Origin of the sequence: Streptomyces sp. NBC_00354 (assembly GCF_036106915.1) — a bacterium.
Classification (GTDB): domain Bacteria; phylum Actinomycetota; class Actinomycetes; order Streptomycetales; family Streptomycetaceae; genus Streptomyces.
In genome coordinates this window covers 2,183,557-2,210,077 of record NZ_CP107983.1, presented here as the reverse complement: position 1 = coordinate 2,210,077, position 26,521 = coordinate 2,183,557, and the positions used below count along the sequence as shown (strand labels likewise).

At 73.2% G+C, this 26,521-nt stretch carries 22 protein-coding genes; 17 read left to right on the top strand and 5 right to left on the bottom strand.

Annotated features, from left to right (window positions below):
- The first annotated feature begins 7 nt into the window (after positions 1-7).
- The 15 genes from OHT74_RS09875 to OHT74_RS09805 all read left to right on the top strand — a co-directional run bounded on the left by OHT74_RS09875 (position 8) and on the right by OHT74_RS09805 (position 15,621).
- Positions 8-1,159: an NAD(P)/FAD-dependent oxidoreductase gene (locus tag OHT74_RS09875; RefSeq protein WP_328620056.1), complete on the top strand. Its 1,152-nt coding sequence runs from the start codon at positions 8-10 to the stop codon at positions 1,157-1,159.
- A 199-nt stretch (positions 1,160-1,358) separates the two neighbouring features.
- Positions 1,359-1,673 (top strand): (2Fe-2S)-binding protein, encoded by a 315-nt coding sequence (locus OHT74_RS09870; RefSeq protein ID WP_266662689.1) that lies wholly within the window; start codon positions 1,359-1,361, stop codon positions 1,671-1,673.
- Positions 1,654-3,054 carry an FAD/NAD(P)-dependent oxidoreductase gene (locus tag OHT74_RS09865; protein WP_328620055.1) on the top strand — a complete coding sequence of 467 codons (1,401 nt, stop codon included), beginning with the start codon at positions 1,654-1,656 and terminating at the stop codon, positions 3,052-3,054. Before OHT74_RS09870 ends, OHT74_RS09865 begins: the two co-directional genes overlap by 20 nt.
- Positions 3,055-3,129: 75 nt before the next feature.
- The gene (locus OHT74_RS09860; RefSeq protein ID WP_266662685.1) at positions 3,130-4,062 is read left to right on the top strand and encodes a dihydrodipicolinate synthase family protein; all 933 of its coding nucleotides are present in this window, start codon (positions 3,130-3,132) and stop codon (positions 4,060-4,062) included.
- 16 nt (positions 4,063-4,078) lie between these two features.
- Positions 4,079-5,083, top strand: a complete 1,005-nt coding sequence (locus tag OHT74_RS09855; RefSeq protein ID WP_328620054.1) for a proline racemase family protein — start codon at positions 4,079-4,081, stop codon at positions 5,081-5,083.
- Positions 5,080-6,126, top strand: a complete 1,047-nt coding sequence (locus OHT74_RS09850; protein WP_266662681.1) for a proline racemase family protein — start codon at positions 5,080-5,082, stop codon at positions 6,124-6,126. Before OHT74_RS09855 ends, OHT74_RS09850 begins: the two co-directional genes overlap by 4 nt.
- Positions 6,123-7,085 (top strand): ornithine cyclodeaminase family protein, encoded by a 963-nt coding sequence (locus OHT74_RS09845; RefSeq protein ID WP_328620053.1) that lies wholly within the window; start codon positions 6,123-6,125, stop codon positions 7,083-7,085. The genes OHT74_RS09850 and OHT74_RS09845 overlap by 4 nt, the downstream gene beginning before the upstream one ends.
- Before the next feature lie 55 nt (positions 7,086-7,140).
- Positions 7,141-7,851: a GntR family transcriptional regulator gene (locus OHT74_RS09840; protein ID WP_328620052.1), complete on the top strand. Its 711-nt coding sequence runs from the start codon at positions 7,141-7,143 to the stop codon at positions 7,849-7,851.
- Positions 7,852-8,013: 162 nt separating this feature from the next.
- Entirely contained in the window at positions 8,014-8,730 is a 717-nt protein-coding gene (locus tag OHT74_RS09835; RefSeq protein ID WP_328620051.1) for a scabin-related ADP-ribosyltransferase, read from the top strand.
- 269 nt (positions 8,731-8,999) lie between these two features.
- The gene (locus OHT74_RS09830; protein WP_328620050.1) at positions 9,000-10,742 is read left to right on the top strand and encodes an ABC transporter substrate-binding protein; all 1,743 of its coding nucleotides are present in this window, start codon (positions 9,000-9,002) and stop codon (positions 10,740-10,742) included.
- 22 nt (positions 10,743-10,764) lie between these two features.
- Positions 10,765-11,769, top strand: coding sequence for an ABC transporter permease (locus OHT74_RS09825; protein WP_266662671.1), 1,005 nt, complete (start codon positions 10,765-10,767; stop codon positions 11,767-11,769).
- Positions 11,766-12,755 (top strand): ABC transporter permease, encoded by a 990-nt coding sequence (locus OHT74_RS09820; RefSeq protein ID WP_328620049.1) that lies wholly within the window; start codon positions 11,766-11,768, stop codon positions 12,753-12,755. Before OHT74_RS09825 ends, OHT74_RS09820 begins: the two co-directional genes overlap by 4 nt.
- On the top strand, positions 12,752-13,819 hold the full coding sequence (locus OHT74_RS09815; protein WP_328620048.1) for an ABC transporter ATP-binding protein: 1,068 nt from the start codon (positions 12,752-12,754) through the stop codon (positions 13,817-13,819). Before OHT74_RS09820 ends, OHT74_RS09815 begins: the two co-directional genes overlap by 4 nt.
- Positions 13,820-13,917: 98 nt before the next feature.
- On the top strand, positions 13,918-14,853 hold the full coding sequence (locus OHT74_RS09810) for an ABC transporter ATP-binding protein (RefSeq protein WP_266672609.1): 936 nt from the start codon (positions 13,918-13,920) through the stop codon (positions 14,851-14,853).
- 99 nt (positions 14,854-14,952) lie between these two features.
- Entirely contained in the window at positions 14,953-15,621 is a 669-nt protein-coding gene (locus OHT74_RS09805; RefSeq protein ID WP_266662665.1) for an HAD family hydrolase, read from the top strand.
- 14 nt (positions 15,622-15,635) lie between these two features.
- Here OHT74_RS09805 and OHT74_RS09800 read toward each other — a convergent pair whose 3' ends face one another.
- Positions 15,636-17,753, bottom strand: coding sequence for a prolyl oligopeptidase family serine peptidase (locus OHT74_RS09800; protein ID WP_328620047.1), 2,118 nt, complete (start codon positions 17,751-17,753; stop codon positions 15,636-15,638).
- 97 nt (positions 17,754-17,850) lie between these two features.
- Here OHT74_RS09800 and OHT74_RS09795 point away from each other — a divergent pair, with 97 nt between their 5' ends.
- A complete protein-coding gene (locus tag OHT74_RS09795) occupies positions 17,851-19,398 on the top strand; it encodes an MFS transporter (protein ID WP_266662661.1) in 1,548 nt (515 codons plus the stop codon).
- Positions 19,399-19,445: 47 nt separating this feature from the next.
- Here the strand turns inward: OHT74_RS09795 and OHT74_RS09790 are convergent, their stop codons facing one another.
- From OHT74_RS09790 to OHT74_RS09775, 4 genes are all read right to left on the bottom strand, one after another.
- Positions 19,446-20,828, bottom strand: coding sequence for a cytochrome P450 (locus OHT74_RS09790; RefSeq protein WP_328620046.1), 1,383 nt, complete (start codon positions 20,826-20,828; stop codon positions 19,446-19,448).
- 115 nt (positions 20,829-20,943) lie between these two features.
- The gene (locus OHT74_RS09785) at positions 20,944-21,564 is read right to left on the bottom strand and encodes an excalibur calcium-binding domain-containing protein (RefSeq protein WP_328620045.1); all 621 of its coding nucleotides are present in this window, start codon (positions 21,562-21,564) and stop codon (positions 20,944-20,946) included.
- Positions 21,565-21,762: 198 nt separating this feature from the next.
- The gene (locus OHT74_RS09780; RefSeq protein ID WP_266997556.1) at positions 21,763-23,292 is read right to left on the bottom strand and encodes a helix-turn-helix domain-containing protein; all 1,530 of its coding nucleotides are present in this window, start codon (positions 23,290-23,292) and stop codon (positions 21,763-21,765) included.
- 190 nt (positions 23,293-23,482) lie between these two features.
- A complete protein-coding gene (locus OHT74_RS09775) occupies positions 23,483-25,411 on the bottom strand; it encodes an amidohydrolase (RefSeq protein WP_443047333.1) in 1,929 nt (642 codons plus the stop codon).
- Between the two features lie 104 nt (positions 25,412-25,515).
- On the opposite strand from OHT74_RS09775, the gene OHT74_RS09770 reads away from it, so the two are divergent.
- On the top strand, positions 25,516-26,520 hold the full coding sequence (locus tag OHT74_RS09770; RefSeq protein ID WP_328620043.1) for a LacI family DNA-binding transcriptional regulator: 1,005 nt from the start codon (positions 25,516-25,518) through the stop codon (positions 26,518-26,520).
- The last annotated feature ends 1 nt before the right edge of the window (position 26,521 follow it).

The following is a 26,521-nucleotide window of genomic DNA, read 5'->3' as shown; positions in this document are numbered from 1 at the left end:
TACTGCCGTGCCCAAGAGACATCCCCTGGACGTCGTGATCATCGGCGCCGGCGTCGTCGGAGCCGCGATCGCGTACTACGCGGCCCGCTCCGGACTCTCCGTGGCCGTCGTCGACCGCGGCCCCGTCGCGGGCGGCACGACGGGAGCCGGGGAAGGCAACCTGCTCGTCTCCGACAAGGAGGCGGGCCCGGAGCTCGACCTGGCCCTGCTGTCGGCCGGCCTGTGGCGCGAACTCGCCGCGGTCCTCCCGCAGGAGATCGAGTACGAGGCCAAGGGCGGGCTCGTCGTCGCCCCGGACGAGGCTTCGCTGGGGGCGCTGCGAGATGTCGCCGAAGGCCAGCGCGCCGTCGGGGTCGAAGCCCTCGAGGCGGGGGCCCGCGACCTCCGCGAGCTGGAGCCCCATCTGGCCCCGGGGCCGGCCGGCGGGTTCCTGTACCCGCAGGACGCCCAGGTCCAGCCGGCCCAGGCGGCGGCCAGGCTGCTCGCCGCGTCGGGAGCTTCGGTGTACCTGGGGGAGGAGGTGACCGGGATCCTGACGGGGCCCGGGGGTGTCCGCGGGGTCCGCACGCGCGGTGGTGAACTCCTCGCCCCGGCGGTGGTGAACGCGGCAGGCACCTGGGGCGGCCGCATCGCGGAACTGGCGGGGGTGTCCCTGCCGGTGCTTCCGCGCCGCGGGTTCGTCCTGGTGACGGAGCCGCTGCCGAGGGTGGTCCGGCACAAGGTCTACGCCGCCGACTACATCGCGGACGTCGCCAGCGGCTCCGCGGCGCTGCAGTCCTCGGCGGTGGTGGAGGGCACACCGGCGGGCCCGGTGCTGATCGGGGCCACCCGGGAGCGGGTCGGCTTCGACCGGTCCCTGTCGGTGGAGGCCCTGCGCCGCCTCGCCGCTCAGGCGGCGGCACTGTTCCCCGTCCTGGCCGACGCACGGATCCTCCGCACCTACCACGGCTTCCGCCCGTACCTCCCGGACCACCTCCCGGCGATCGGCCCGGACCCCCGGGTCCCGGGCCTGCTGCACGCCTGCGGCCACGAGGGCGCGGGCATCGGCCTGGCTCCGGCCACGGGCGTCCTGATCGCCGCGACCTTGACGGGGGCCGAACCCCCGCTCCCCCTGTCGCCGTTCCACCCCGCCCGCTTCGACCGGGACCCGGCCCGATGACCGGCCCGGCCGCCGAATCCGGGCTGTGCGAGATTCAGCCCCGCCGGCGTTTGAGGCGTGGGGGTACCCCCGGACGGAGTCTGGGTGGGGTCCGGGGCGGAGCCCCGGGAAACGGAGAAAGGGCGGGGCGGGGAGAAGGCCCGCGCAGCGGAAACCGGTACCGCCCCGCCACCCGCACCACGCCGAAGGAGAACCGCCGATGAGCCGGACCCCCCGCACCCTGGTCGGCGGAGCCCCCTCGGCCACGTACGTCCTGCGCTTCGACGGCCGCGAGCTCACCGCCCAGGCGGGGCAGAGCATCGCCGCCGTGCTGTGGGGCGCCGGGATCCTCGCCTGGCGGACCACCCGCGAACGCGGCGCCCCGCGCGGGGCGTTCTGCGGGATCGGCAGCTGCTACGACTGCCTCGTCACCGTCAACGGCCGCCCGAACCAGCGCGCCTGCCTCGTCCCCGCCCGCCCCGGGGACACCGTCACCACCCAGGAGGGAACCGGCCATGCCGAGCTCGGCGTCTGACGCGGCCCCGTCCGACCTCGCCGTCGTCGGTGCGGGCCCCGCCGGGCTCGCCGCCGCCGTCACCGCGGCCGGGCTCGGGCTGCGGGTCGTCCTTCTCGATGCGGGGGAGCGGCCCGGCGGGCAGTACTACCGCCACCCCGCGCCGGGGCTCGGGGCGGACCGTCCCGAAGCCCTGCACCACGGGTGGGCCGCCTTCGCCTCCCGCGAAGCCGCCCTCCGGGCCCACGAGGAGGCCGGCCGCATCACGTACCTCCCGGCCCACCACGTCTGGACCGTCGTACCGGACGGCCCCGGCTGGACCCTGCACGCCGTCGCCGGCCCCGACGAGGCGGCCGCCACCCTGCACGCCCGGGCCGTACTCCTCGCCACCGGGTCCTACGAGCGGCAACTGCCCTTCCCCGGCTGGACCCTGCCCGGGGTCGTCGGGGCCGGCGGGGCGCAGGCCATGCTCAAGAGCGGGCTCGTACTGCCGGGCAGGCGGGTCGTCGTCGCCGGGAGCGGGCCGCTGCTGCTCGCCGTCGCCGGGTCGCTCGCCGCCGCCGGGGCCCGGGTGCCGGCCGTCGTCGAAGCCGCCGCGTACAGCGGTTACGCCGGCCACGTCCCCGCTCTGCTGCGCAACCCCGGCAAGCTCGCCGAGGCCGCCACGTACGGCAGCGCACTGCTCCGCCGCCACATCCGGCTGCTGACCCGGCACGCCGTGACCGAGGCCCACGGCACCGACCGCGTCGAGGCCGTCACCGTGGCCCGCCTGGACCGGCACTGGCGGCCCGTGCCCGGCACTGCCCGCCGGATCCCCTGCGACGCCCTCGCCGTCGGCCACGGGCTCGTCCCCCAACTGGAGCTGGCGACCGGCCTCGGCTGCGCCACCCGCCGCAGCGCCGATGGCACCGCCGCCCTGGCGCTGGACGCCGAGCAGCGGACCTCCGTACCCGGCATCTGGTCCGCCGGTGAGACCGGCGGCATCGGCGGTGCCCAACTGGCCCTGCTCGAAGGGGAGATCGCCGCCCACGCCATTGCCGGACGGGCCGTCCCCGCCGACCTGGCCCGCCGCCGCGGCCGCCTCCGCGCCTTCGCCGAGGCCATGGGCGCCGCCCACCGCCCGGGCGCCGGCTGGACCGACTGGCTCCGCGACGACACCGACGTGTGCCGCTGCGAGGAGGTCCCGGCCGGCCGGATCCGCGAGGCCGTCGCCGACCTCGGCGCGCGGGACGCCCGTTCGGTCAAACTCCTCACCCGGGCCGGAATGGGCTGGTGCCAGGGCCGGATGTGCGGACCGGCCGTCGCCGCCCTGGCCGGGGAGGACCCCGCCCCCGACCGGCGGCCGCTGTCCTGCCCGGTCCCGCTGCGCCACCTCGCCGAACTGCCGTCGGCGGACGGCTGATCCACCGGGTCAGAGCCCTTGTGGCCACCTCACACCCACTAGTAAAATGTCACACATCACCTAGGGAGCTCTCACATGACCGACGCGCACACCCCCGCGCCCACCACCGGTACGGACACCCGCACCCGCCCCTGGCACGGCATCATGGTCGCCACCGCGCTGCCCCTGCGCGAGGACCTCGGCGTCGACTACGACGCCTACGCCGAGCACGTCGCCTGGCTCATCGCCAACGGCTGCGACGGCGTGGTCCCCAACGGCTCGCTCGGGGAGTACCAGACCCTCACCGACCAGGAGCGGGCCCGCGTCGTGCGTACCGCCGTCGAGGCCGCCGGCGACGGCGCCCGCGTCATGCCCGGCGTCGCCGCCTACGGCAGCGCCGAGGCCCGCCGCTGGGCCGACCAGGCCGCCGAGGCCGGGGCGGGCTCCGTGCTCCTGCTGCCCCCCAACGCCTTCCGGGCCGACGAGGCGACCGTACGCGCCCACTACGCCGAGGCCGCCCGCGCCGGGCTGCCCGTCGTCGCGTACAACAACCCCATCGACACCAAGGTGGACCTGACCCCCGCCCTCCTCGCCCGCCTGCACGGCGACGGCAGCATCGTCGCCGTCAAGGAGTTCAGCGGGGACGTCCGCCGCGCCTACGAGATCGCCGAACTCGCCCCCGGCCTCGACCTGCTCATCGGCGCCGACGACGTCCTCCTCGAACTCGCCCTCGCCGGCGCGGTCGGCTGGATCGCCGGCTACCCCAACGCCCTGCCGCGCTCCTGCGCCGAGCTCTACCGGGCCGCCGTCGCCGGAGACGTCGCCACCGCGCTGCCGCTGTACAAGTCCCTGCACTCCCTGCTGCGCTGGGACTCCAAGACCGAGTTCGTCCAGGCCATCAAGCTCTCCATGGACCTCGCAGGACGCCCCGGCGGCGCCACCCGCCCGCCCCGCTTCCCCCTCACCGGGGAGACCGAGGCGGCCGTCCGCGCCGCCACCGAGAAGGCCCTCGCCGAGGGCCTCAACTAGTCACAGGGGGAGCGGAATGCGTACGCGCCACATCTACCACGCAGTGGACTCGCACACCGAGGGCATGCCGACCCGGGTGATCACCGGCGGCGTCGGGGTGATCCCCGGCGCCACCATGGCCGAGAAGCGGCTCCACTTCATCGAGCACACGGACCACGTCCGGACCCTGCTCATGTACGAGCCGCGCGGCCACTCCGCGATGAGCGGCGCCATCCTCCAGCTCCCCACCCGGCCCGACGCCGACTTCGGCGTCCTCTACATCGAGGTGTCGGGCCTGCTCCCCATGTGCGGGCACGGGACCATCGGGGTCGCCACCGTCCTGGTCGAGACGGGCATGGTGGAGGTCGTCGAGCCGGTCACCACCGTCCGGCTCGACACCCCCGCCGGGCTGGTCAGCGTCGACGTCCGCGTCGAGGACGGGGCGGCCACCGCCGTCACCCTCACCAACGTCCCCTCCTTCTGCGTCGGACTCGACCTCAAGGCCGAGGTCCCCGGCCACGGCACGGTCACCTACGACCTCGCCTACGGCGGGAACTTCTACGCATTCGTCGAACTCGACTCCCTCGGGCTCCCTTTCGACCGGGACCGCAAGGACGAGCTGCTCGCCGCCGGACTCGCCGTCATGGACGCGATCAACGCCTCCGGCGACCGGCCCGTCCACCCCGAGAACCCCTCCATCGCCGGGGTCAAGCACGTCTACCTCGCCGCCCCCGGCTCCGACGCCCGCCGCTCCCGGCACGCCATGGCCATCCACCCGGGCTGGTTCGACCGCTCGCCCTGCGGTACGGGGACCAGCGCGCGCATGGCCCAGCTGCACGCCCGCGGCCTCCTCGAGCTCGGCGCGGACTTCGTCAACGAGTCCTTCATCGGCACCGAGTTCACCGGCCGGCTGATCGGGGAGACCACCGTGGGCGGGCTCCCGGCCGTCGTCCCCACCGTCACCGGGCGGGCGTGGATCACCGGCACCGCCCAGTACTTCCTCGACCCGTCCGACCCCTTCCCCGCAGGGTTCCTGCTGTGAGCGCCGCGAGCGCCGCCGTCCGCACCGTGGACTACCACACGGCCGGGGAGCCCTTCCGGATCGTCGACGTCGCCGCGGCCGGCCTGCCGCCCGTGCCCGGGGACACCGTCGCCGAGCGCTGCGCCACCGCCATCGGCCCCGGAGGCTCCGGGACGGCACCGCGCCGGAGCCCGCTGGACGACGTACGGCGGCTCCTCGTGCAGGAGCCGCGCGGACACGCCGGGATGTACGGCGGGTTCGTCGTGCCCCCGGACGACGACGGGGCCCACTTCGGCGTGCTGTTCTGGCACAAGGACGGCTACTCCACCGCCTGCGGCCACGGCACGATGGCCCTCGGCGCCTGGGCCGTGGACACCGGCCGGGTCGCCGCCCCGGACGACGGGGACGTACAGGTGCGGATCGACGTGCCTTCGGGCCGGGTCGCCGCGACCGTGCACCGCGGCGGCGGCCGCACCACCGGGGTCACCTTCCGCAACGTCCCGGCCCGGGTCAGCGCCCGCAAGGTGCCGGTGGCGACCACCCTGGGCATGGCGGAGGTGGACCTCGCGCACGCCGGCGCCTGCTACGCGTCCGTCGCCGCCCGGGACCTCGGCCTGGCGGTCTCCCGGGCCGCGCTGCCCGAACTCGTCCGGGCCGGGCAGGAGATCCGGGCCGCGCTGGCCGCCCACCCGGGGACCTGGCACCCCGGCGGGCCGCTGCTCTCCGGGGTCTACGGGGTGATCCTCCACGAGGAGCTGCCCGACACTCCCTTCGGGCCGCACCAGCGCAACGTCACCGTGTTCGCCGACGGGCAGATCGACCGCTCGCCCTGCGGCTCGGGAACCTCGGCGCGCCTCGCGCTGCTCGCGGAGGACGGGCGGCTCGGGGCGGGCGAGGACCTGCTCCACGAGTCGGTGGTGGGCACGGTGTTCACCGGCCGGGTGGTGCCGGGGGGCTCCCGCGACGGCCTCGTCACGGAGGTCACCGGCGCGGCGTACCGCACCGGCGAGCACACCTTCGTACGGGATCCGCAGGACGCCCTCGGCCCCGGATTCCTGCTGTGATCCCGCAGTTCGAGGCCGAGGAGACGGCGGCGCTGCTCACCCCGGCCGCAGCCGCCGACGCGCTGGCCGACGTACTGCGGGCCGGGCTGGACCCGGAGGCCTGTCCGCAGCGCTCGGCCGTGCCCGTACCGGGCGGCGGCGAGCTGCTGCTGATGCCGGCCGCGGCGGGGGCGTACGCCGGGGTGAAGATCGCCGGGGTGGCGCCCGGCAATCCGGCTCTCGGCCTGCCCCGCATCACGGGCTCGTACCTGCTGCTGGACGGGCCGACCCTGCGCCCGCTGGCCCTGTTCGACGGCGCGGCGCTGACCGCCCTGCGCACCCCGGCGGTCTCGGCGCTCGCCCTGCGCCACCTCGCGCCGGCCGGGCGGGCCCTGCGGCTGGTGCTCTTCGGCGCCGGCCCGCAGGCGTACGGGCATCTCGAAGCGGTGCGGGCCGTACGGGAGTTGGCGCAGGCCGTGATCGTCGGCCGCGATCCCGTCGCCGCGGAGAAACTGGCGGAGCACGCCCGAGCCCTGGGCGTGCGGGCCCGTACGGGCACCCCGGCGGACGTGGCCGGCGCGGACCTGGTGCTGTGCTGCACCACCGCCCGCGAACCCCTCTTCGACGGGCGGCTGGTGGCCCCGGGCGCGACGGTCGTGGCCGTCGGCTCGCACGAGCCGGACGCCCGGGAGACCGACACCGCCCTCGTGCGGCGGGCCGCCGTGTACGTGGAGTCGCGGGCGGCGGCACTGCGCGAGGCGGGGGACCTGCTGGTGCCGGAGGCGGAGGGGGCGATCGGACCCGGTCATATCAGCGGCACCCTGGCCGACCTGGTGACGGGCCGGATGCCGGTGGCCGGACCCCCGAGTTGTCCACAGCTCTTCAAGAGCGTGGGCATGGCCTGGGAAGATCTCGCTGTGGCGGTGGCGATGTATCGCGCCGCGGGAGACACCACCGCTCGGGGATCAAGCGCAACGTGACATTGTACGCTGTCCCTCTGCACTCGGTGGTGCGAAGGTGTTCGGAGGAAGAGCAATGGGTGACCTGAAGCAGCACAGTCTCATCAAGGCCCAGGAACGGCTCCGCGACCAGGTCGGCCACGCCCTTCGAGCAGCCCTGATAGCGGGTGAACTGCGCCCCGGCAGCGTCTACTCGGCGCCCGGCCTGGCCGCCGAGCTCGGGGTCTCCGCAACGCCCGTCCGCGAGGCGATGCTCGACCTGGCCCGCGAGGGCCTGGTGGAACCCGTACGCAACAAGGGCTTCCGGATCACCGAGGTCAGCGAGCGCGACCTGGACCAGTACACCGAACTGCGCACGATGATCGAGGTGCCGACCATCGGCCGGATCACGAAGATCGCCACGGCGGAGCAGCTGGAGGCGCTGCGGCCCATCGCGGAGGAGATCGTCACCAGCGCCCGCGAGCACAACCTCATCGGCTACCTGGAGGCGGACCGCCGCTTCCACCTGTCGCTGCTCGCCCTGGCCGGCAACGACCGGCTGGTCGAGACGGTCGGCGACCTGCGCAAGCGTTCGCGCCTGTACGGACTGACGGGCCTGGACGAGGCCGGAAAGCTGGTCTCCTCCGCCGAGGAGCACATCGAACTGCTCGACCTGATGATCGCCGGGGACGCGGAGGCGGCGGAAGCCTGCACGGTCCGCCACCTCGGCCACGTCCGCTCCCTCTGGGCCCAGGGCCGGGACGAACCGGTGGGCCGCACCCCGGGAGGCCTCGGCTCGGGCATCTAGCGCTGTCGGACCGGCGAGGGGGAGGGTGCGCCGGGCGGGTGGACTCCGTGGTGCCTGCGGGTGACGGCTGCGGACGGAGGTTGTTCCCGCCCGGAATCGGTCTACCAACACAGAGTCCTGTACACCGACTGATGGGTTGTACCGACTGTGTTGAAGACTGCATTGCGGATCGCTTCCGCCACCGCCCTGGTCACCGTCTCGTTGGCGTTCGGCTCACCCGCCGGCGCCGCGGCGGATCCGTACCCGGGCACCCCGCAGCAGATCCGTGATACCGGCCCCTGCGGCCCGACCGGCGGCTACCGTGCGTCGGAGTGGCTGCAGACCACGACGGACCCCTCGATCCGGGCGGCCGTGGACCTCGCCGCGGTGCGCGAGGCCTGGTACTGGCGGCACGACGGGAACACGCTGTGGCGCGGCGACTCCCGGGCCCCCCAAGAGATCTTCGCCAGCGGCTTCAAGCCGCGGGGCACGAACCTCATCCCGCTGTCGCAGTGGATCATCGGGGGCGCCCAACAGCCGGACGCCGCGCACGTGAGCACCACGTGTGAGCGGTGGGTGGCGCAGGAATTCGCCACGGGGAGCGGGGACGGCTGGGTGTACGCGATCCAGGCTCCCGGCGGGATCGACATCAACGCCACCGCACGACAGACCGGCCTCGTGTCGACCTTCCTGTGGAACAAGGAGATCGACTTCCCCGGCGGCGTCGAAGGCAGGTTCATCGAGGGGGCCTGCAAGTACCACTTCGTCGGCCGGGACCCGCAGACGAACGACCGCATCTACCAGAACCTCGGTTGTGAGACGAACAGCAACTTCCATCCGGTTCCGAGCAAGCACAAGGACAAGGGCAAGGAAAAGCAAACGGCCGGTTCGCCGCATTGAGCTGATCCCCGGCCGGAGCGGGTGCCGCTCCCGCCGTTCGTCGTGACGCGCAGCGCCAGGTGGTGACGGGTCGACGACCCACGGCCGCCTGGCGCTGCGCGTCGTCGGGCAGTCGCCGCACTCGGGCTGCCCGGCAGCTTCAACTCGCTTTTGAGGGGCCGGATTTGGACACGGCTGGGTAACGGCGGCACCAACCCCTTGTCAGTGCAATTTCACATTACTATGTTACCGGTCACATCATAGAGCGCGGCCCTTCACTGGAGTGACCCATGACCAAGCGCACCCAACTCGCCCTCGCCACCGCCCTGGTGGCCGCACTCGCACTCGGTGCCTCGGGCTGCTCCGACCCCAAGAAGGGCTCCACCGGCGCCGGCGCGAGCAACCCCGCCGCCGCCAACGACGGCAAGATCCTCGGCGGCGCCCCCGTCAAGGGCGGGACCCTGACCGTCCTGTCCAACCAGGACTTCGCCCACCTCGACCCCGCCCGCAACTGGGTCATGCCGACGATGGACTTCGGCACCCGCCTCCTCTACCGCACGCTCGTCACCTTCAAGGCCGAGCCAGGCAAGGCCGGCAGCGAGCTCGTCCCCGACCTCGCCACCGACCTCGGCACCCCCTCCAACGGAGGCAGGACCTGGACCTTCACCCTCAAGGAGGGCGTGAAGTACGAGGACGGCTCGCCGATCAAGGCGCAGGACGTCAAGTACAACGTCGAGCGGTCCTTCGCCCCCGACCTCACCGGCGGTCCCGACTACGCCGCCCAGTACCTGGCCGGCGCCGAGGGCTACAAGGGCCCGCTCCAGGGGCAGCACCTCGACTCCGTCAAGACCCCCGACGACCGCACCGTCGTCTTCGAACTCAAGCGCCCCGTGGCCGAGTTCTCCGCCACCGCCACCCTCCCCACCTTCGCGCCCGTCCCGCAGTCCCAGGAGAAGGGCACCCAGTACGACGCCCGCCCGTTCTCCTCCGGCCCGTACAAGATCGAGTCGTACGACCGCGACAAGAAGCTCGTCCTCGTCCGCAACGAGCACTGGGACCCGAAGACCGACACGGTCAGAAAGGCCTACCCCGACAAGTTCGTCGTGGTCATGGGCCTCAAGGGCGGCCAGATCGACGACCGCATCATCGCCGGCGAGGGCGCCGACGCCTCCGCCGTCCAGTACGCCGACATGCGCCCCGAGAGCGCCCCGAAGGTGCTGCCGAAGCCGGACGTCAAGGCGCGCCTGCTCGCCGAGTCCCAGGGCTGTACGGAGATGCTGCACCTCAACAACTCCCGCGCCCCCTTCAACGACCCGAAGGTCCGCGAGGCCCTCCAGTACGCCGTCGACAAGGAGGCCATCGTCACCGCGGGCGGCGGCCCGGCCCTCAACGAGGTCGCCACCGCCTACCTGCCCCCGGCGCTCTCCGGGGGCAAGCAGGCCGACACCCTGAAGATCGCCCCGGCGGGCGACCCGGCCAAGGCCAAGGAACTCCTCAAGGCCGCCGGCAAGGAGACCCTGAAGGTCTCCCTCGCCGTCTCCACCGGCGACAAGGGCAAGGCCGAGGCCATCCAGCAGGGCCTGTCCCGCGCGGGCATCGAGGTCGTCATCGACACCGTCGACCCCGGCGCGTACTACGACGTCATCGGCGACCTCTCCACCACCCCCGACATGACCCTCGCCGGCTGGTGCCCCGACTACCCCTCCGGCTCCACCTGGATCCCCTTCGTCTTCGACGGACGCACCATCAAGGACAAGGGCAACCAGGGCAACTACAGCCAGTTCCGCGACGAGGCCACCATCAAGCGGATCGACGAGATCAACGCGATGACCGACGCCAAGCAGGCCAACCAGGCCTGGATCGACCTCGACGCCGAGATCATGAAGAAGTCCCCGTCCGTCCCGATCCTGCTCGAGCGCAAGCCGCTGCTCGTCGGCCCGAACGTCGCGGGCGCCTACGGCCACCCCGTGTGGACCGGCACCATCGACTACGGCACGGTCGGCCTCAAGGACCCCTCGAAGAGCCAGGGCTGAGGAAGACGGAACCCCTGACACCATGACCACCACCGCACCCGGTGCCGGCGGCCATGCGGCCCCGGCCCCGGCTCCGGGCGGGGCACCGGCCCCCGGCGCCGCCAAGGACGGTTCCGCGGCGACAGCCACCGGCAGCAGCCCCTGGCAGCTCGCCCGGCGGGAGCTCCGCCGCCGCCCCGCCGTCCGCGTCAGCCTCTGCGTCGTCCTCCTCTTCGTCCTGATGGCCGTCACCGCCCCCTGGCTGGGCGCGCTCGGCGGCTGGTCCCCCGAGGAGTTCGACAAGTCCGCCATCGACCCCTACCTCGGCGGCCAGCCCCTCGGCTCCCTCGGCGGGATCAGCCCCGAGCACTGGCTCGGCGTCGAACCCGTCACCGGCCGCGACCTGTTCGCCCGCGTCGTCCACGGCGCCCAGGTCTCCCTCCTCATCGCCTTCGCCGCCACCGCCATCGTCGTGGTCACCGGCACCGCCGCCGGGATCGCCGCCGGCTACTTCGGCGGCCGCACCGACGCCGTCCTGTCCCGGCTGATGGACCTGACCATGTCCTTCCCCTCCCTCATCTTCATGATCGCGATGCTGTCGGTGGCCAAGGACGTCAACCGGATCGTGCTCATGACCGCCGTCATCGGCGTCTTCGGCTGGCCCGGTGTCGCCCGCGTCGTCCGCGGCCAGGCCCTCTCCCTCAAACACCGCGAGTACGTCGACGCCGCCCGCGTCGGCGGCTCGAGCTCCTGGCGGATCCTGACCCGCGACATCCTCCCGGGCGTCTCCGGCCCGGTCATCGCCTACACCACCCTGCTCATCCCCGGCATGATCAGCACCGAGGCCGCGCTCAGCTACCTCGGCGTGGGCGTGCGCCCGCCGACCCCGTCCTGGGGCCAGATGATCGCCGAGTCCGTCGCCTTCTACGAGACCGACCCCATGTACTTCGTCATCCCGAGCACCTTCCTCTTCCTCGCGGTACTCGCCTTCACCCTGCTCGGCGACGCCCTGCGCGACATCCTCGACCCGAGGGGCGGCCGCACGTGATCCTCTACCTCGGCCGCCGGCTGCTCGCCCTCGCAGGCGTCCTGCTCGCCATCGCCGCCGTCACCTTCCTCATCTTCTACGTCCTGCCCTCCGACCCGGCCGCGGCCGCCTGCGGCAAGACCTGCAGCGCCGAACGGCTGGCCGACGTACGGGAGTACCTCGGCCTCGACCAGCCGGTGTGGCGGCAGTTCGCCGACTTCCTCACCGGGATCTTCACCGGCCGCACCCTCGGCACCGGCCAGTACGCCGTCCAGTGCGACTTCCCGTGCCTGGGCTACTCGTACGAGAACTCCCTGCCCGTGTGGGACCTGCTGATGGACCGCCTCCCGGTCTCCGCCTCCCTCGCCGTCGGCGCCGCCGCGCTGTGGCTCGTCCTCGGCCTCGGCGCCGGGGTCACCGCGGCCCTGCGCAAGGACACCGTCACCGACAAGGCCCTGATGGTCGGCGCGGTCGCAGCCGCCTCGCTGCCGGTCTACTTCACCTCCGTGATGCTCATCTACGGGGTCATCCGCGTCGCCGGGCTGCTGCCCTACCCCACCTACCAGGCCTTCACCGAAAACCCGGGCGCCTGGGCGGCCAACCTGCTGCTGCCCTGGACCGCGCTCGCCCTGCTCTACGCGGCCATGTACGCCCGCCAGAGCCGGGGCTCGATGATCGAGGCCATGGCCGAGCCGTACATCCGTACCGCCCGCGCCAAGGGCATGCCCGAGCGCACGGTCGTCGTCAAGCACGGGCTGCGCTCCGGGATGACCCCGATCCTCACGATCTTCGGCATGGACCTCGGCGGGCTGCTCGCCGGAGCCGTCATCACCGAGTCCATCTTCGGACTCCCGGGCATCGGGCGGCTGTTCTACGGGGCCCTGGTCAGCTCGGACCAGCCGGTGGTCCTCGGGGTCACGCTGCTCGCCGCCTTCTTCATCGTCGTCGCCAACCTCGTCGTCGACCTCCTGTACGCCGTGATCGACCCGAGGGTGAGGTACTCATGACCGCTCCCCTGCTGGAAGTGCGCGACCTGCGCGTCACCTTCACCACCCCGCGCGGCTCCGTACGGGCCGTCGACGCGCTCGGCTTCACCGTGGAGGCCGGTCGGACCCTCGGCATCGTCGGCGAATCCGGGTCCGGCAAATCGGTCACCTCGCTCGCCGTCATGGGCCTGCACCGGGGCGCCGAGGTCGGCGGCTCCATCGCACTGGCCGGGCAGGAGCTCACCGGGATGTCCGAGAAGGAGCTGTCCCGGCTGCGCGGCCGGAAGATGGCCATGATCTTCCAGGACCCGCTGTCCAGCCTGCACCCCTACTACACCGTCGGCGAGCAGATCGCCGAGCACTTCCGGGTGCACTTCAAGTCCGGCCGGGCCGCCGCGCGCCGGCGCGCCGTCGACATGCTCGGCGAGGTCGGCATCCCGGAACCGGCCCGCCGGGCGGGGGAGTACCCGCACCAGTTCTCCGGCGGCATGCGCCAGCGCGCGATGATCGCCATGGCGCTGGCCTGCGAACCCGATCTGCTGATCGCCGACGAGCCCACCACCGCCCTCGACGTGACCGTGCAGGCGCAGATCCTGGAGCTCATCGCCCGGCTCCAGCAGGAGCGCGGCCTCGGCGTCGTGATGATCACCCATGACCTCGGAGTGGTCGCCCGCGTCGCGCACGAGGTTCTGGTCATGTACGGCGGCCGGGCCGCCGAACAGGCCGGCGTCGACGAGCTGTTCGCCGACCCGGCGCACCCGTACACCCGGGGCCTGCTCGACTCGCTGCCCCGGCTGGACGACGCCGACGACGAGCCCCTGCGGGCCATCCCCGGCTCCCCGCCCTCCCTGCTCGCGCCCGCCCCGGGCTGCGCGTTCGCCCCGCGCTGTCACCTCGCCGCCGCGGGCACCCCGGAGCAGCAGCGCCGCTGTGCCACCGAGCGGCCCGAGCCACGGCCCTACGGGATCGCCGGGCGCACTGCCGCATGCCATTTCACGGGGGCCGACGCCGTGCCGGGCACGGCGACCGCCCCGGCTGCCCTGTCCGCCCCGACTGCCCCGACCGCCCCGGAGGCGTCCCGATGACCGTAGAGGCCCGCTCCCCGGACACCACCGCACGGCCGGACCGGGCCGGGGCGGATCCGGCGCCGCCCGATCCGCTGCTGTCCGTACGCGATCTCACCATGGCCTTCCCCGGCAGACGCTCGGCGTCCGGGCGCCGGGGGGCGCCCGTGCGCGCCGTCGACGGGATCTCCTTCGATCTCGCGGCGGGCGAAACCCTCGGCCTGGTGGGCGAGTCGGGCTGCGGGAAGTCCACCACCGGCCGGATGCTGGTGCGGCTGCTGGAGCCCACCTCGGGCAGCATCGCCTTCGACGGACGGGACATCACCCGGCTCCCGCAAGGCAGACTCCGTCCGCTGCGCCGCCACCTCCAGATGGTCTTCCAGGACCCGCACTCCTCCCTCAACCCCCGCCAGACGGTGGCCCGGATCATCTCCGACCCGCTGCTCGTGCAGGGCTGGTCGGCCTCCGACGCGCGCCGCCGGGCGGCCGAGCTGATGGACCTGGTCGGGCTGATCCCGGAGCACATCGACCGCTACCCGCACGAGTTCTCCGGCGGCCAGGCCCAGCGCATCGGGATCGCCCGCTCACTGGCCACCAGCCCCCGGCTGATCGTCGCCGACGAGCCCGTCTCCGCGCTCGACGTCTCCGTCCAGGCGCAGATCGTCAACCTGATGGAGCGCCTGCGCCGCGAACTCGGCCTGGCCTACGTGTTCATCGCGCACGACCTGTCCGTGGTGAAACGGGTCAGCGACCGGGTCGCCGTCATGTACCTCGGCCGGATCGTCGAGATCGGCGAGAAGCGCAGCTTGTACGAGAACCCCCAGCACCCGTACACCCGGGCCCTGCTGTCCGCCGTACCGCTGCCCGACCCGGCGGCGGAACGGCGGCGGGAGCGGATCGTGCTGCTCGGCGACCCGCCGAGCCCGGCCGCTCCGCCCCCGGGCTGCACCTTCCACCCGCGCTGCCCCAAGGCGCAGCAGATCTGCCGGACGGAGCGCCCGCTGCTCCACATCGCCGCCTCGCGCGAGGTGGCCTGCCACTTCCCCGGTGACTGACGGGGATCCAGGGGAAGGAGGAGGACCCCGGAGCCGACACGATCGGCCCGGGGTCCTCCCGCCGTCCGCCAGGCGCGGGGCTGATGGCATGATCACGGCGTGACCAGCGAACCTACCCGGCCGGGCTCCGCGCGGTACGTCCTCTTCGATGTCGACGGGACCTTGATCGACGCGGTGGCCAACCAGCGACGAGTCTGGGAGACATGGGCGGCGCGGTACGGACTCGACCCCGGGGCCGTCCATCAAGTGGCGCTGCGGACGCGCCCCATGGAGACCTTCGCGGCGGTGGCCCCGGAGCAGGACCCGCACACATGCCTGGCCGCGCTGCACGAACTGGAGGACGAAGACGTCCGGTCCGGTGTCTATGCGGCCTTCGACGGCGCGGCGGAGCTGCTGTCCGGCCTGCCCCCGGGGCGCTGGGCACTGGTGACCTCGAACTACGGGCACCGGGTGCGCGGGCGGTTCGCCCGGACCGGGCTGCCGGTTCCGGGCGTGCTCGTGGACGCCGCCGCCGTCGCCGAGGGCAAGCCGTCGCCGGTCCCCTACCTGCTGGCCGCGGAGCGTCTCGGCGCCAGGCCGGAGGACTGCCTGGTCATCGAGGACGCCCCGTCCGGCGTCGAGTCCGGGCTGCGGGCCGGCATGACGGTGTGGGGAGTCAACACCGCGGTCCCGGTGGACGGAGTGCACCGCCACTTCGCGAGCCTGCACGAGGCGGTGCCCGACATCCTCGCCTTCGCGACGGGACCGCACCGGGACTCCGCGGTCTGAGCGATTCGCAACCGTCAGGCCAGTTCGCGGCGGAAGAACTCCAGTTCCAGGGCCATGAGCTTCTCCTTCGTGCCGTTCGGGGTCATGTGGGTGACGCCGGGCAGGGCCAGGAGCTGGTGCGGGCGGCCCGCGTCCGTCAGGGCCTGGGAGAGGCGCAGGGTGTGCGAGGGGTGGACGTTGTCGTCGGCCAGGCCCGTGACCAGCAGCAGCGGCCGGATCAGGTTCGGGGCGTCGGGGATGAGGGAGTCCCGCTCGTACACCTCGGGGTTGTCCTGTGGGAGCCCGAGGTAGCGCTCGGTGTACGCCGTGTCGTAGTGCCGGAAGTCGGTCGGCGCGGCCCCGGCGGCCGCCGCGTGGAAGACGTCCGGGCGGCGCAGCACCGCCATCGCGGACAGGTAGCCGCCGTACGACCAGCCGCGTACCCCGACCCGGCCGAGGTCCAGGTCCGGGTGGCGTTCGCCGAGTGCGTGCAGGGCGGCGACCTGGTCGTCCAGGGTGACCTCGGAGAACCCGCGGTACACGGCGTGGGTGAAGGCGGGGGAGACGTACGGGGTTCCGCGGTTGTCGACGGTCACCACCGCGAAGCCCCGGTCGGCCCACCACTGGCGGTGCTGCCAGCGGCGCGGCTCGGCGGACACGTCCTGGAAGCAGGGGCCGCCGTAGCTGTCCATGAGGACGGGCAGCTGCCGGCCGGGGACGTGGCCGCGGGGGAACACCACCGAGGTGGGGACGGCGTGCTCGGTGACCCGCTCCAGCAGCGGGACCACCCGGTAGGGCAGCGGCGCGGACAGGTCGGCGGGCTCGAACTCACGCCCGTCGGCGGTGCGTACGGTCCGCCGGATCCCGTCGGCGTCGGCGGAGGTCAGCAGCAGGGTTCCGGCGGAGGCCTGGACGCTGTGCACCCCCGGTCCGTCGGCCAGCGGGGTCAGCTCCCCGGTGGCGGGGTCGAGGAGCAGGACCTGCTGTTCGGCGGGGTCGCGCTGCCCGGCCTCGATCAGCAGCCGGTCGCGGTGGGTGCCGGCCACCCGGCGGACCTGGATCCCGTCCCCGGTGAGCGGTTTCCCGTCGACGGCGAGGCCGCGGGCGGCGCCGCCGGGGGTGTCGGCGGCGGTGAGCATCCGGCCGTCGGCGAGCCGGGCCGGGGTGCCGGGCAGCATCGGGTCGACCCAGTGGGGGTGGGTGGTGCGGGACAGCTCGCGGGTACGGCCGGTGGCCGGGTCGGCGGTGAGCAGCAGGACGCAACTCTGGAGCCGGTCCTGGACGGTCAGCAGGATCTCCCGTTCCGCCGTGTCATCGGCGGGCCAGCCGACGTCGGAGACGTACGGGTACGCCTCGGCGTCCCAGTCGAGCCGTACCCGGGCGCCGTCGGGGCCGAGCACCCACAGCTGGACCTCGGCGTTGGGCCCGCCCGCCTCGGGATACGCGAAGTCCTCCGGCGGCAGCTCGGGGTGCGCGGGGTCGGCGAAGTGGCGCCGCTGGAGGGCGGATTCGTCGACGCGCGCGGCCAGCAGGGTCTCCCCGTCCGGGGACCACCAGTGGCCCCGGCCCCGGCCGAGCTCCTCGGCGGCGGCGAACTCGGCGACGCCCCAGCGGGCTCCGTCGGCGGGGCTGACCCGGCCGCCCGGGTGGGTGTACAGGGCGTCGTCGGTGACGTAGGCGGTGCGGGAGCCGTCGGCGTCGAGCCGCGGGTCGAGGGCGGGCCCGGCGGCCGGAATCTCCTCGGGCCGGCCGGCCGGCTTCCCGGCGGACTGCCCGGTGCCGTCGACCGCGACCGCGGCGGTGCTCTCGTACCTGACCCGGTACAGCCGCCCGTACAGCGGGAACACCGCGCTGCGGCCGTCGCCGGAGAGCGCGTACGAGCCGATCCCGGCGGCGACCAGCCGGATCCGCTCCCGCAGCCGGCGCTCGGCGGCCGGCAGGGTGCCCGGCTCGGGGGACAGCTCGCGGGGGTCGGCGAGGCGGGTCTCGGTGCCGGTGGCGGTGTCCAGGACCCAGAGGCTGTCGAAGGCGTCGGCGGGGCCGGTGGAGCGGAGGAACCAGAGCAGCTGGCCGTCGTCCCCGAAGGAGAACGCGCGCGGGGCGCCGTACGTGAAGCGGCCGGTGCTCGCGGAGAGCCTGAGGAAGTCATCCATGATCCGTAGTGTGTCATGTGAAATGGCACACTGTACATGTCATGCGGCCTAGGCCATTCGAGTGGTGTACCCCCGGTAGCAGGTTTAGCGTCGAAAGGTGGACCGGAACGCAACGCCGACCAGCAAGGGGACCGACGGCAAGGTCCGGGGCAGCGGCAACGGGCTGGCGCTGTTCGTCATCGCCTCGTGCCAGCTCATGGTCGTTCTCGACATCACCATCGTGAACATCGCGCTGCCGCACATCCAGACCGCCCTCGGCTTCTCCACCGAGAGCCTGTCCTGGGTGGTCAACGCCTACACCCTCACCTTCGGCGGACTGCTCCTCCTCGGCGGGCGCACCGGCGACATCCTCGGCCGCAAACGCGTGTTCATCTTCGGCATCCTGCTCTTCGGCCTGGCCTCACTGCTCGGCGGTCTCGCACAGAACGAGGGCCAGCTGATGGCAGCCCGGGCCCTGCAGGGTGTCGGCGGCGCCATCGCCTCCCCGACCGCGCTGGCACTGATCACCACCACGTTCCGCGAAGGCCCGGCGCGCAACCGGGCGTTCGGCGTGTTCTCCGCCGTCTCGGCGGGCGGCGGCGCGATCGGGCTGCTGGCCGGCGGCATCCTGGTCGAATGGCTCAACTGGCGCTGGGTGCTCTTCGTCAACGTCCCGATCGCTCTGGCCATCGCCGTGATGGCCAGGCGCGTCATCCACGAGTCCGAGCGCCATCCCGGACACTTCGACCTCGCAGGCGCGCTGTTGTCCACCGCGGGCATGGTCGCGCTCGTGTACGGCTTCATCCGCGCCTCCCAGGAAGGCTGGACCGACCCGATCACCCTCGGCTCCTTCGGGGCGGCCGTGGTCCTGCTCCTGCTGTTCTTCCTCAACGAGCGGCGCTCGCCGCAGCCGATCACCCCGCTGCACATGTTCGCCGACCGCAACCGGGCCGGGTCCTACGGCATCATGCTCTTCCTCGCCTGCGCGATGTTCGGCATGTTCTTCTTCCTGACCCTGTTCGTGCAGAACGTGCTGGGCTTCAGCCCGATCCAGGCCGGCCTCGCGTTCCTGCCGGTCAGCGTCGTCATCGCCGTCGGCGCGGGCATCACCTCCCAGCTGCTGCCCAGAATCGGGCCGAAACCCTTCATGGTGACGGGCGCCCTGTGCTCGGCGGCCGGCCTGGCCTGGCTGACGCAGACCGACGTCCACTCGACGTACCTGGGCAGCATCCTGGGCCCGGTGCTCGTGTTCAGCCTCGGCATGGGCATGCAGTTCGTCTCGCTGACCCTGATGGCCCTGTCCAATGTCGCCGACCGGGAGTCGGGCGCTGCCTCCGGACTGCTCAACACGACGCAGCAGGTGGGCGGATCGCTCGGCCTGTCCATCCTGGTCACGGTCTTCGGTACGGCCAGCCGCAACGAGGCGCACGATCAGGTCCCGGCCTTCCTGAGCCAGGCCGGCCCCGTCCAGAAGGCCCTCTTCCTGCGGACCGGCCAACTACCGGACCCATGGGGCGACCAGGTGCTCACCTCGGGCGTGAGCGCCGCGTTCATCGTCGCGGCCGCCTTCGCCCTGATCGCCGCGGTCATCGCGCTGTTCGTGATCCAGGTCCGCCCCTCGGACCTGGAACGCCTCAAGGGCCACCATGCCCCGGCGGCCGCCTGAGACGCGCAGGCGGCGGAAGCCGGCCGCTGTCCGGAGCTGTCCGGCCGCTAACCGGCCGTGCCCCGGACCCGGCAGCGGATCGGGCCGTCCGCCTGCAGGGTGATCCCGGCGCTGAGCGGGATGTCGGTGTCCACGGCCTCGAACTCGTACGCCCGCAGGATCATCGCCAGCGCGATCACCGACTCCAGCATCGAGAAGTGCTGCCCGATGCAGGCGCGCGGGCCGCCGCCGAACGGGAACCAGGCGTAGCGCGGGCGGCCGGCCTCCGCCTCCGGGGTGAAGCGGTCCGGGTCGAAGCGGTCCGGATCCGGCCAGTACCGGGGATGCCGGTGCGTCACCCACGGAGCCAGGATCACGTCCGAGCCCGCCGGGATGGTCCGTCCGCCGACCTCGGTGGCCGCGACCGAACTGCGGCCGATGACCGGGGCGGCCGGGTAGAGCCGCATCGCCTCCTTGAGGACCTGCGTGAGGTACGGGAGCCGGTCCAGGTCGGCGGCCTCCGGCGTACGGTCGCCCAGCACGCGGGAGATCTCCTCCCGGGCCCGCGCCTGCTGCTCGGGGTGCCGGGCCAGCAGGTGCAGGGAGAATGCGAGCGAGGTGGCCGTCGTCTCGTGGCCGGCGAGCAGGAAGATCAGTACCTGGTCGCGCAGCTCGGCGGCGTCGAACTCGCCGTCGTCCGTGCTCGTTGCGGCGGCCAGCAGGCTCAGCAGGTCCTCGCCCCCGGCCGTGGCGCCGCTGCGCCGTTCGGCGATGATCTTGTCGCACACCGCGTACAGCTCGTCCATCGCGGCGGCCGCCCGCTTGTTGCCCGGCGTGGGCCAGGTGCGCGGGATGTTGGCGGGGGAGTAGCCGCGGCGCAGCACGTAATCCGTGATGACCGGAAAACACCGGTCGACGACGTCGACGGTGGCCTCCACGTCGGTGCCGAAGAGGATCCGGGCGACCGCGCGCAGGGCGAGTTGCATCATCTCCTCGCCGACGTCGACCACTGCGCCGGGGGCCTGCTCCCAGCCCGCGATGACCGCCTGGGTCTCGGCCGCGACGGCGTCGGCGTACCCGTCCACCCGGCGCTTGGTGAACAGCGGCTGGACCAGCCGCCGCTGGCGCAGGTAGTCCTCGTCCTGGCTGGTCAGCAGGCCGTTGCCGAAAGAGTCCCGGAGCTCCTGGTAGAAGGCGTTGTCCTTGCGGAAGTTGGCCGACTCCGAGGCCAGGACCTGCTGCGCGCCCTCCGCGGAGAAGACGCAGTACAGCTCGGCGCGCAGCCCCGGGGGGCCGGCGGTGATCCGTACGACGTCGCCGTGCTGCTGCTGGGCGCGCAGATAGGTCCCGAGCGAGTCCGACTTCAGGTCGAACAGGGAACCGAGCAGGGGGATCCCGCCGAGCGCGGGTACCTCCGTACCGGTTTCCGTCCTTGTATCCACTGCTGCCATGGCCGCCCCCTCGACACCGTACCGACGGGGCCGATTCTGCCCGGCCCGCGCCGGGGGCGCCGAGGATCGCCCCGCCATGCGGCTGAAACCCATCGGTCGGCTCACCTTTTTGTCACTACTTGTCGCAGGCGATGCCGTCCTTGTCGCGGTCGAGGGCCTCGCGGTAACCGGGCCGGCCGCGCCGCATGGGCGCCGCCCCGGCGGCCTTGGCCTCGGCGCAGCTCTTGAAGTAGACGCTGCTCCCGCCGCTGCCGCCGCCGGTGCCGCCCCCGTCACCGCCGGTGGAGCCGCCGTCGGTCGGGGGCGAGGTCTTCGGCTTCGGCAGTGCGGGAGTCCGGCTCGCCGCCGGGGCCTTGGAGGGGGCGAGGGCGGCGCCGGCCTTGTCCGGGCACGGCCGGCCGGGCGCGACGAGCGAGAGCTCGACGGCGGACGCCGGCTCGAGGGGGCTCCCGGCCGCCGGGGTCTGGAAGCAGACCGCCCAGGTGCCGTGGTCCGGGGCCAACGGGACGTCGCCGTAGGCGCTGCGGGCCTCGACGGCTCTGCTGACCAGCTTTTTGACGGCGGCCTCGGCGTCGGTGAACTTCTGCCCGACGAGCGCGGGCATGGCGGGCGCAGTGGGCGAGGCCGAGGGTGCGGCACCGGTCGTGGCAGCGGCCGGCTTGTCCGCCCCCTTCTTCGGCGCGGCATCCTCGCATCCGCTGCCGAGCAGGACCACCGCCCCGACGAGCGCTGCCACGGCGAATCCCCGACGCTGGAACATGAATGACCCCCCAGACGAACACTGTGCAGAACCGCCGCAGCGTACGCGTGTCACTCCACCACGTGAACCGGTTTCACGCCGGGCCGTCGTCGGTGTCTTTCGCGGGGCGGAGACACCGACGACGGCCCACAGACGGCCCCGGAGGACGCAATGGCGTCCTGACCTGCGGCTGAGTTAGATGTCGCGGAAGATTTCGATCTGGGCGCCCACCGAGTTGAGGCGTTCCGCCAGTTCCTCGTAGCCGCGGTTGATGACGTAGACGTTGCGCAGGACCGAGGTGCCCTCCGCCGCCATCATGGCCAGGAGGACGACCACCGCCGGGCGCAGGGCCGGCGGGCACATCATCTCCGCCGCGCGCCAGCGCGTCGGGCCCTCGACCAGGACGCGGTGGGGGTCCAGGAGTTGGAGGCGGCCGCCGAGGCGGTTCAGGTCCGTCAGGTAGATGGCCCGGTTGTCGTACACCCAGTCGTGGATCAGGGTCTGGCCCTGGGCGGCGGCCGCGATGGCCGCGAAGAACGGGACGTTGTCGATGTTCAGCCCGGGGAACGGCATCGGGTGGATCTTGTCGATCGGCGCCTCGAGCTTCGAGGGGCGGACCGTCAGGTCGACCAGGCGGGTGCGGTTGTTGTCCGCCGTGTACTCCGCCGAGCGGTCGTGGTCGAGGCCCATTTCCTCCAGCACCGCGAGCTCGATCTCCATGAACTCGATCGGGACCCGGCGGATCGTCAGCTCCGACTCCGTGACGACCGCGGCGGCGAGCAGGCTCATCGCCTCGACCGGGTCCTCGGAGGGGGAGTAGTCCACGTCCACGTCGATGTTCGGGACGCCGTGAACGGTCAGGGTGGTCGTGCCGATGCCGTCCACGCGCACGCCCAGCGCCTCCAGGAAGAAGCACAGGTCCTGGACCATGTAGTTGGAGGAGGCGTTGCGGATGACCGTGACGCCGTCGTGCCGGGCGGCGGCCAGCAGGGCGTTCTCGGTGACCGTGTCCCCGCGCTCGGTCAGGACGATCGGGCGGCCCGGGGAGACCCCCGCCTCGACCTTCGCGTGGTAGATGCCCTCGGTCGCGGTGATGTCCAGGCCGAAGCGGCGCAGGGCGATCATGTGCGGCTCGATGGTGCGGGTGCCGAGGTCGCAGCCGCCGGCGTACGGCAGGCGGAACTGGTCCATCCGGTGCAGCAGCGGGCCCAGGAACATGATGATGCTCCGGGTGCGGCGGGCCGCGTCCGCGTCCATGGCGTCCATGTCGAGGCGGACCGGCGGGACGATCTCCAGGTCCACGCCCTCGTTGATCCAGCGGGTGCGGACACCGATGGAGTTCAGGACCTCGAGGAGCCGGTAGACCTCCTCGATGCGGGCGACCCGCCGCAGGACCGTGCGGCCCTTGTTGAGCAGCGAGGCGCACAGCAGTGCCACGCACGCGTTCTTGCTCGTCTTGACGTCGATGGCGCCGGACAGCCGGCGCCCGCCGACGACCCGCAGATGCATCGGGCCGGCGTAGCCCAGGGAGACGATCTCGCTGTCGAGAGCTTCACCGATTCGGGCGATCATCTCAAGGCTGATGTTCTGGTTGCCGCGCTCGATCCGGTTCACGGCGCTCTGGCTGGTGCCGAGCGCATCCGCGAGCTGACTCTGCGTCCAGCCCCGGTGCTGCCGGGCGTCACGGATGAGCTTGCCGATGCGTACGAGGTAGTCGTCTGCCATGGATGCACCGTATCTCAGATATGAGATGACCCCTGCGTCGGGTGTGGCAGACGGGTGTTACTGACCGTCAGTTCCGCCTGGTTCCATGGCCGGACCGGCGGGTGCGTGGTGCGCGACGACCCGGCGGAGGAGGCGGGTGAGCTGTTCCCGCTCTTGTGGGGACAAAGGGGGCGAAAGGTCCTCTTTGGTGTCAGTGCCCGCAGGCGTGGTGGCGGCCCCCGTGCACCGCCGCGTACGTCGCCGGGCGCGGACCGGATCCCGCCCGGGCTGCGCGGCCCGCCGCGGCCCGGCCCGCCGCCGAGTCCGCGTCGTGCACCACCCGGCCGCCGACCAGGGTCATCCGTACGCCGGTCCCGCTGATGTCGGCCACCGGACAGCGGGTCACATCCCGGTCCAGCACCACCAGGTCCGCCGCCTTGTCCGGCTCCACCGTCCCCGTCAGCCCCTCCTGCCTCAGCTGCCACGCCGTCCCCGACGTATGCATCCGCAGCACCGAGGTCCGGCTCAGCCCCTCCAGCTCCCGGTGCAGCTCGCCCGTGCCGTACGCGCCCTGCCGGTCGATCGCGGTCCGCAGCTGGTTCCACACCTGGAGCGCGTCCACCGGCCAGTCCGAGCCGCCGGTCAGCCGGGCCCCCACCCGCTCCAGGCTGCGTGCCGGGTACATCCACCGGTGGCGCTCCGGCCCGATGTACGGAAGCAGTGCCTCCATCGTCCAGGTGTCCTCGGCGGCCCACTGGAGCTGCATGCACGCCGCGACGCCCAGCTGCGCGAAGCGCCGCAGGTCCGCCGGGTCCACGATCTGCAGATGCGCCACGGCATTGCGTGCGTCCCGCTGCCCCGTCACCCGGCGGGCGTACGCGTATCCGTCCAAAGCCGTCCGTACCGCCCGGTCTCCGAGCCCGTGGGCGTGCATCTGCCAGCCGGCCTTGTTGAACGCCGCCGTCAGCCGGCCGTAGTCCGCCGCCGAGGTGTACAGCTCGCCCCGGTTGCCGGTCGGCTTCCCGTTCCCGTCCAGGTAGGGCTTCAGCAGCGCGGCCGTCTGCGCCGGGTACTCGATGACCCCGTCCAGGAACACCTTGACCATCCCGAACCGCAGGCCCCCCACCCCCTCGAACTCCTTCCGCAGCCCGCGCGCGTACGCCAGCGCGCCCGCGGGGTCCTTGGTCTGCTCCGCGTCCAGCCGGATCGCCGGCACGATCCGCTGCGGCAGCTTCCCCGCCGCCGACAGGGCCTGGTAGAGCTCCAGCTCGTGCCGCCCCACCAGGGCGTCCATCATCGTGGTGACCCCGGACGCGGCCGCCAGCTCCAGCACCTTCGCGCAGGCCGCGACCAGTTCGGCCCGCGAGGGCTCCGGGATGTGCCGCTTCACCAGGTCCTGGGCGTCGTCCTTCAGGACGCCCGAGGGCTGCCCGTCCGGGCCCTTCACGATCCGGCCGCCGACCGGGTCGGGGGTGGCCGCCGTGATCCCGGCGATCTCCAGGGCCCGCCGGTTCACCCAGAGGTTGTGCCCGTCGCCGCCGACCAGCGCGACGGGTCTGCGGGTCGCCAGCGCGTCCAGCATCGAGTGGTGCGGCACGCTCCCGGTCGGCAGCAGCCCGACCGGATTCCAGTCCTCCACCACCAGCCAGGCGTCCGGCTCCGCGCCCGCGCCCCCGGTGTCGGCGAGGAAGCCGGCCAGCAGCTCCCGCAGCTCGGGCAGGGTGGTCTCCGCCCCCTCCAGCGAAGGCCGCAGGGAGCGGTCGCCGGCGCCCAGCGGGTGCACGTGCCCGTCGTGGATGCCGCTCATCACGGTGTTCCCGTGTGCGTCGACGACCTCGGTGTCCCGCCCGATGTGCCGGCGCAGCGCCGAACCGCTCCCGGTGGCCAGGATCTTCCCGTCCCGGCCGACCGCGACGGCCTCCACCGGCCCCCCGCCGCCAGCGGTCCCGGTGAACACCCGGGCGTTGTGGATCACCAGGGCGGCCGAACCGCGCCCGCCGGAGGCGGTGGCCGCGGCCGCGGCCGCGGGCCCCGCGCCCAGCAGACCGGCCGCGCCCGCCGCGCCGACGGCCCCGAGAAGGCCCCGGCGGGAGAGCGGAGAAGACAAGAGGGGGGAGGACAAAGGAGAAGTAGAGGTCATGGCCACTCCAAACGTCGGTGTGGCCAGGACACTGTTTGATTAACCCCTTAACCAGAACCCGCCGCCACCGACGAAATCCGCACCGCCGTCCGTACGATGGCCCCGTGCCCGGGCCCGGACCGACCATCGCCGACATCGCGCGCGCCGCGGAGGTCTCCACCGCGACCGTCTCGCACGCGCTGGGCGGCACGGGCCGCGTCGGCGAGTCCACCCGCCGCCGGGTCCGCGAGGTGGCGGCCGCCCTCGGCTACAGCGCCCGCCGCGGCCCCCGCACCCGTACGCTCGGCCTCGCCGTCACCACGTACGCGGGCTCCGCCTGGAACTTCGTCGAGATCGCCTACTTCTCGCGCCTGCTGACCGCAGCCACCGCAGCCGCCCACGCCCGCGGCTACGCCCTCACCGTGCTGCCCGCCGACCGGGGCGCCGAGCCGCTCTGGCACACCCTCGCCGTCGACGGGATGCTCCTGCTCGACAGCCCGGCCGGCGACCCGGTGCTCCGCGCACTGCGCGCACGCGGCCTGCCGGTGGTCTTCGACGGCCGGCCCCCGGACCCGCGGCCCGCGGACGTGTGGGTGGACAACGACCACGAGGCCACCACCCGCGAGGTCCTCGACCACCTCGCCTCCTCCGGGGCCCGGCGGATCGCGCTGCACTCCGCGTACGGCCGGGAGTACTACACCGAGGCCGTCACCTCCGCCTACACCCGCTGGTGCGCCGCGCGCGGGGCGGCCGCGCTGGTGGTCCCCTTCGACCCCGAGGACGCCCAGGGGCACGCCTTCGACGCCGCCTTCGCCGCGCCCGGCCGCCTCCGCCCCGACGCCGTGTACTGCGTGTACGACCCCGGCGGCCGCCAGGTGCTGGCCGCCGCCGCCCGGCACGGGCTGCGGATACCGAACGAGCTGCGGCTCGTCTGCGCGAGCGAGGACCCCTCGTACGCGACTCGAGACCCGGCGGTGAGCACCGTGACCCTGCGGCCGGAGGTGATCGGGGAGAACGCCGTCGCCGCGCTGGTCGCGCTGCTGGAGTCCCCGCAGGGCGCGCTGCCGGGCCAGCTGACCGTCCCGGCCGCGCTGACCGTGCGTACGTCTTCCGGTACGCCTTCCCTGTGAT

Bases quoted from the DNA above. Each gene is read 5' to 3' on its own strand.
- OHT74_RS09870 (WP_266662689.1), top strand. From the start codon at position 1,359: ATGAGCCGGACCCCCCGCACCCTGGTCGGCGGAGCCCCCTCGGCCACG.
- OHT74_RS09865 (WP_328620055.1), top strand. From the start codon at position 1,654: ATGCCGAGCTCGGCGTCTGACGCGGCCCCGTCCGACCTCGCCGTCGTC.
- OHT74_RS09860 (WP_266662685.1), top strand. From the start codon at position 3,130: ATGACCGACGCGCACACCCCCGCGCCCACCACCGGTACGGACACCCGC.
- OHT74_RS09855 (WP_328620054.1), top strand. From the start codon at position 4,079: ATGCGTACGCGCCACATCTACCACGCAGTGGACTCGCACACCGAGGGC.
- OHT74_RS09840 (WP_328620052.1), top strand. From the start codon at position 7,141: ATGGGTGACCTGAAGCAGCACAGTCTCATCAAGGCCCAGGAACGGCTC.
- OHT74_RS09830 (WP_328620050.1), top strand. From the start codon at position 9,000: ATGACCAAGCGCACCCAACTCGCCCTCGCCACCGCCCTGGTGGCCGCA.
- OHT74_RS09825 (WP_266662671.1), top strand. From the start codon at position 10,765: ATGACCACCACCGCACCCGGTGCCGGCGGCCATGCGGCCCCGGCCCCG.
- OHT74_RS09815 (WP_328620048.1), top strand. From the start codon at position 12,752: ATGACCGCTCCCCTGCTGGAAGTGCGCGACCTGCGCGTCACCTTCACC.
- OHT74_RS09810 (WP_266672609.1), top strand. From the start codon at position 13,918: ATGGCCTTCCCCGGCAGACGCTCGGCGTCCGGGCGCCGGGGGGCGCCC.
- OHT74_RS09800 (WP_328620047.1), bottom strand. From the start codon at position 17,753: ATGGATGACTTCCTCAGGCTCTCCGCGAGCACCGGCCGCTTCACGTAC.
- OHT74_RS09790 (WP_328620046.1), bottom strand. From the start codon at position 20,828: ATGGCAGCAGTGGATACAAGGACGGAAACCGGTACGGAGGTACCCGCG.
- OHT74_RS09780 (WP_266997556.1), bottom strand. From the start codon at position 23,292: ATGGCAGACGACTACCTCGTACGCATCGGCAAGCTCATCCGTGACGCC.
- OHT74_RS09775 (WP_443047333.1), bottom strand. From the start codon at position 25,411: ATGACCTCTACTTCTCCTTTGTCCTCCCCCCTCTTGTCTTCTCCGCTC.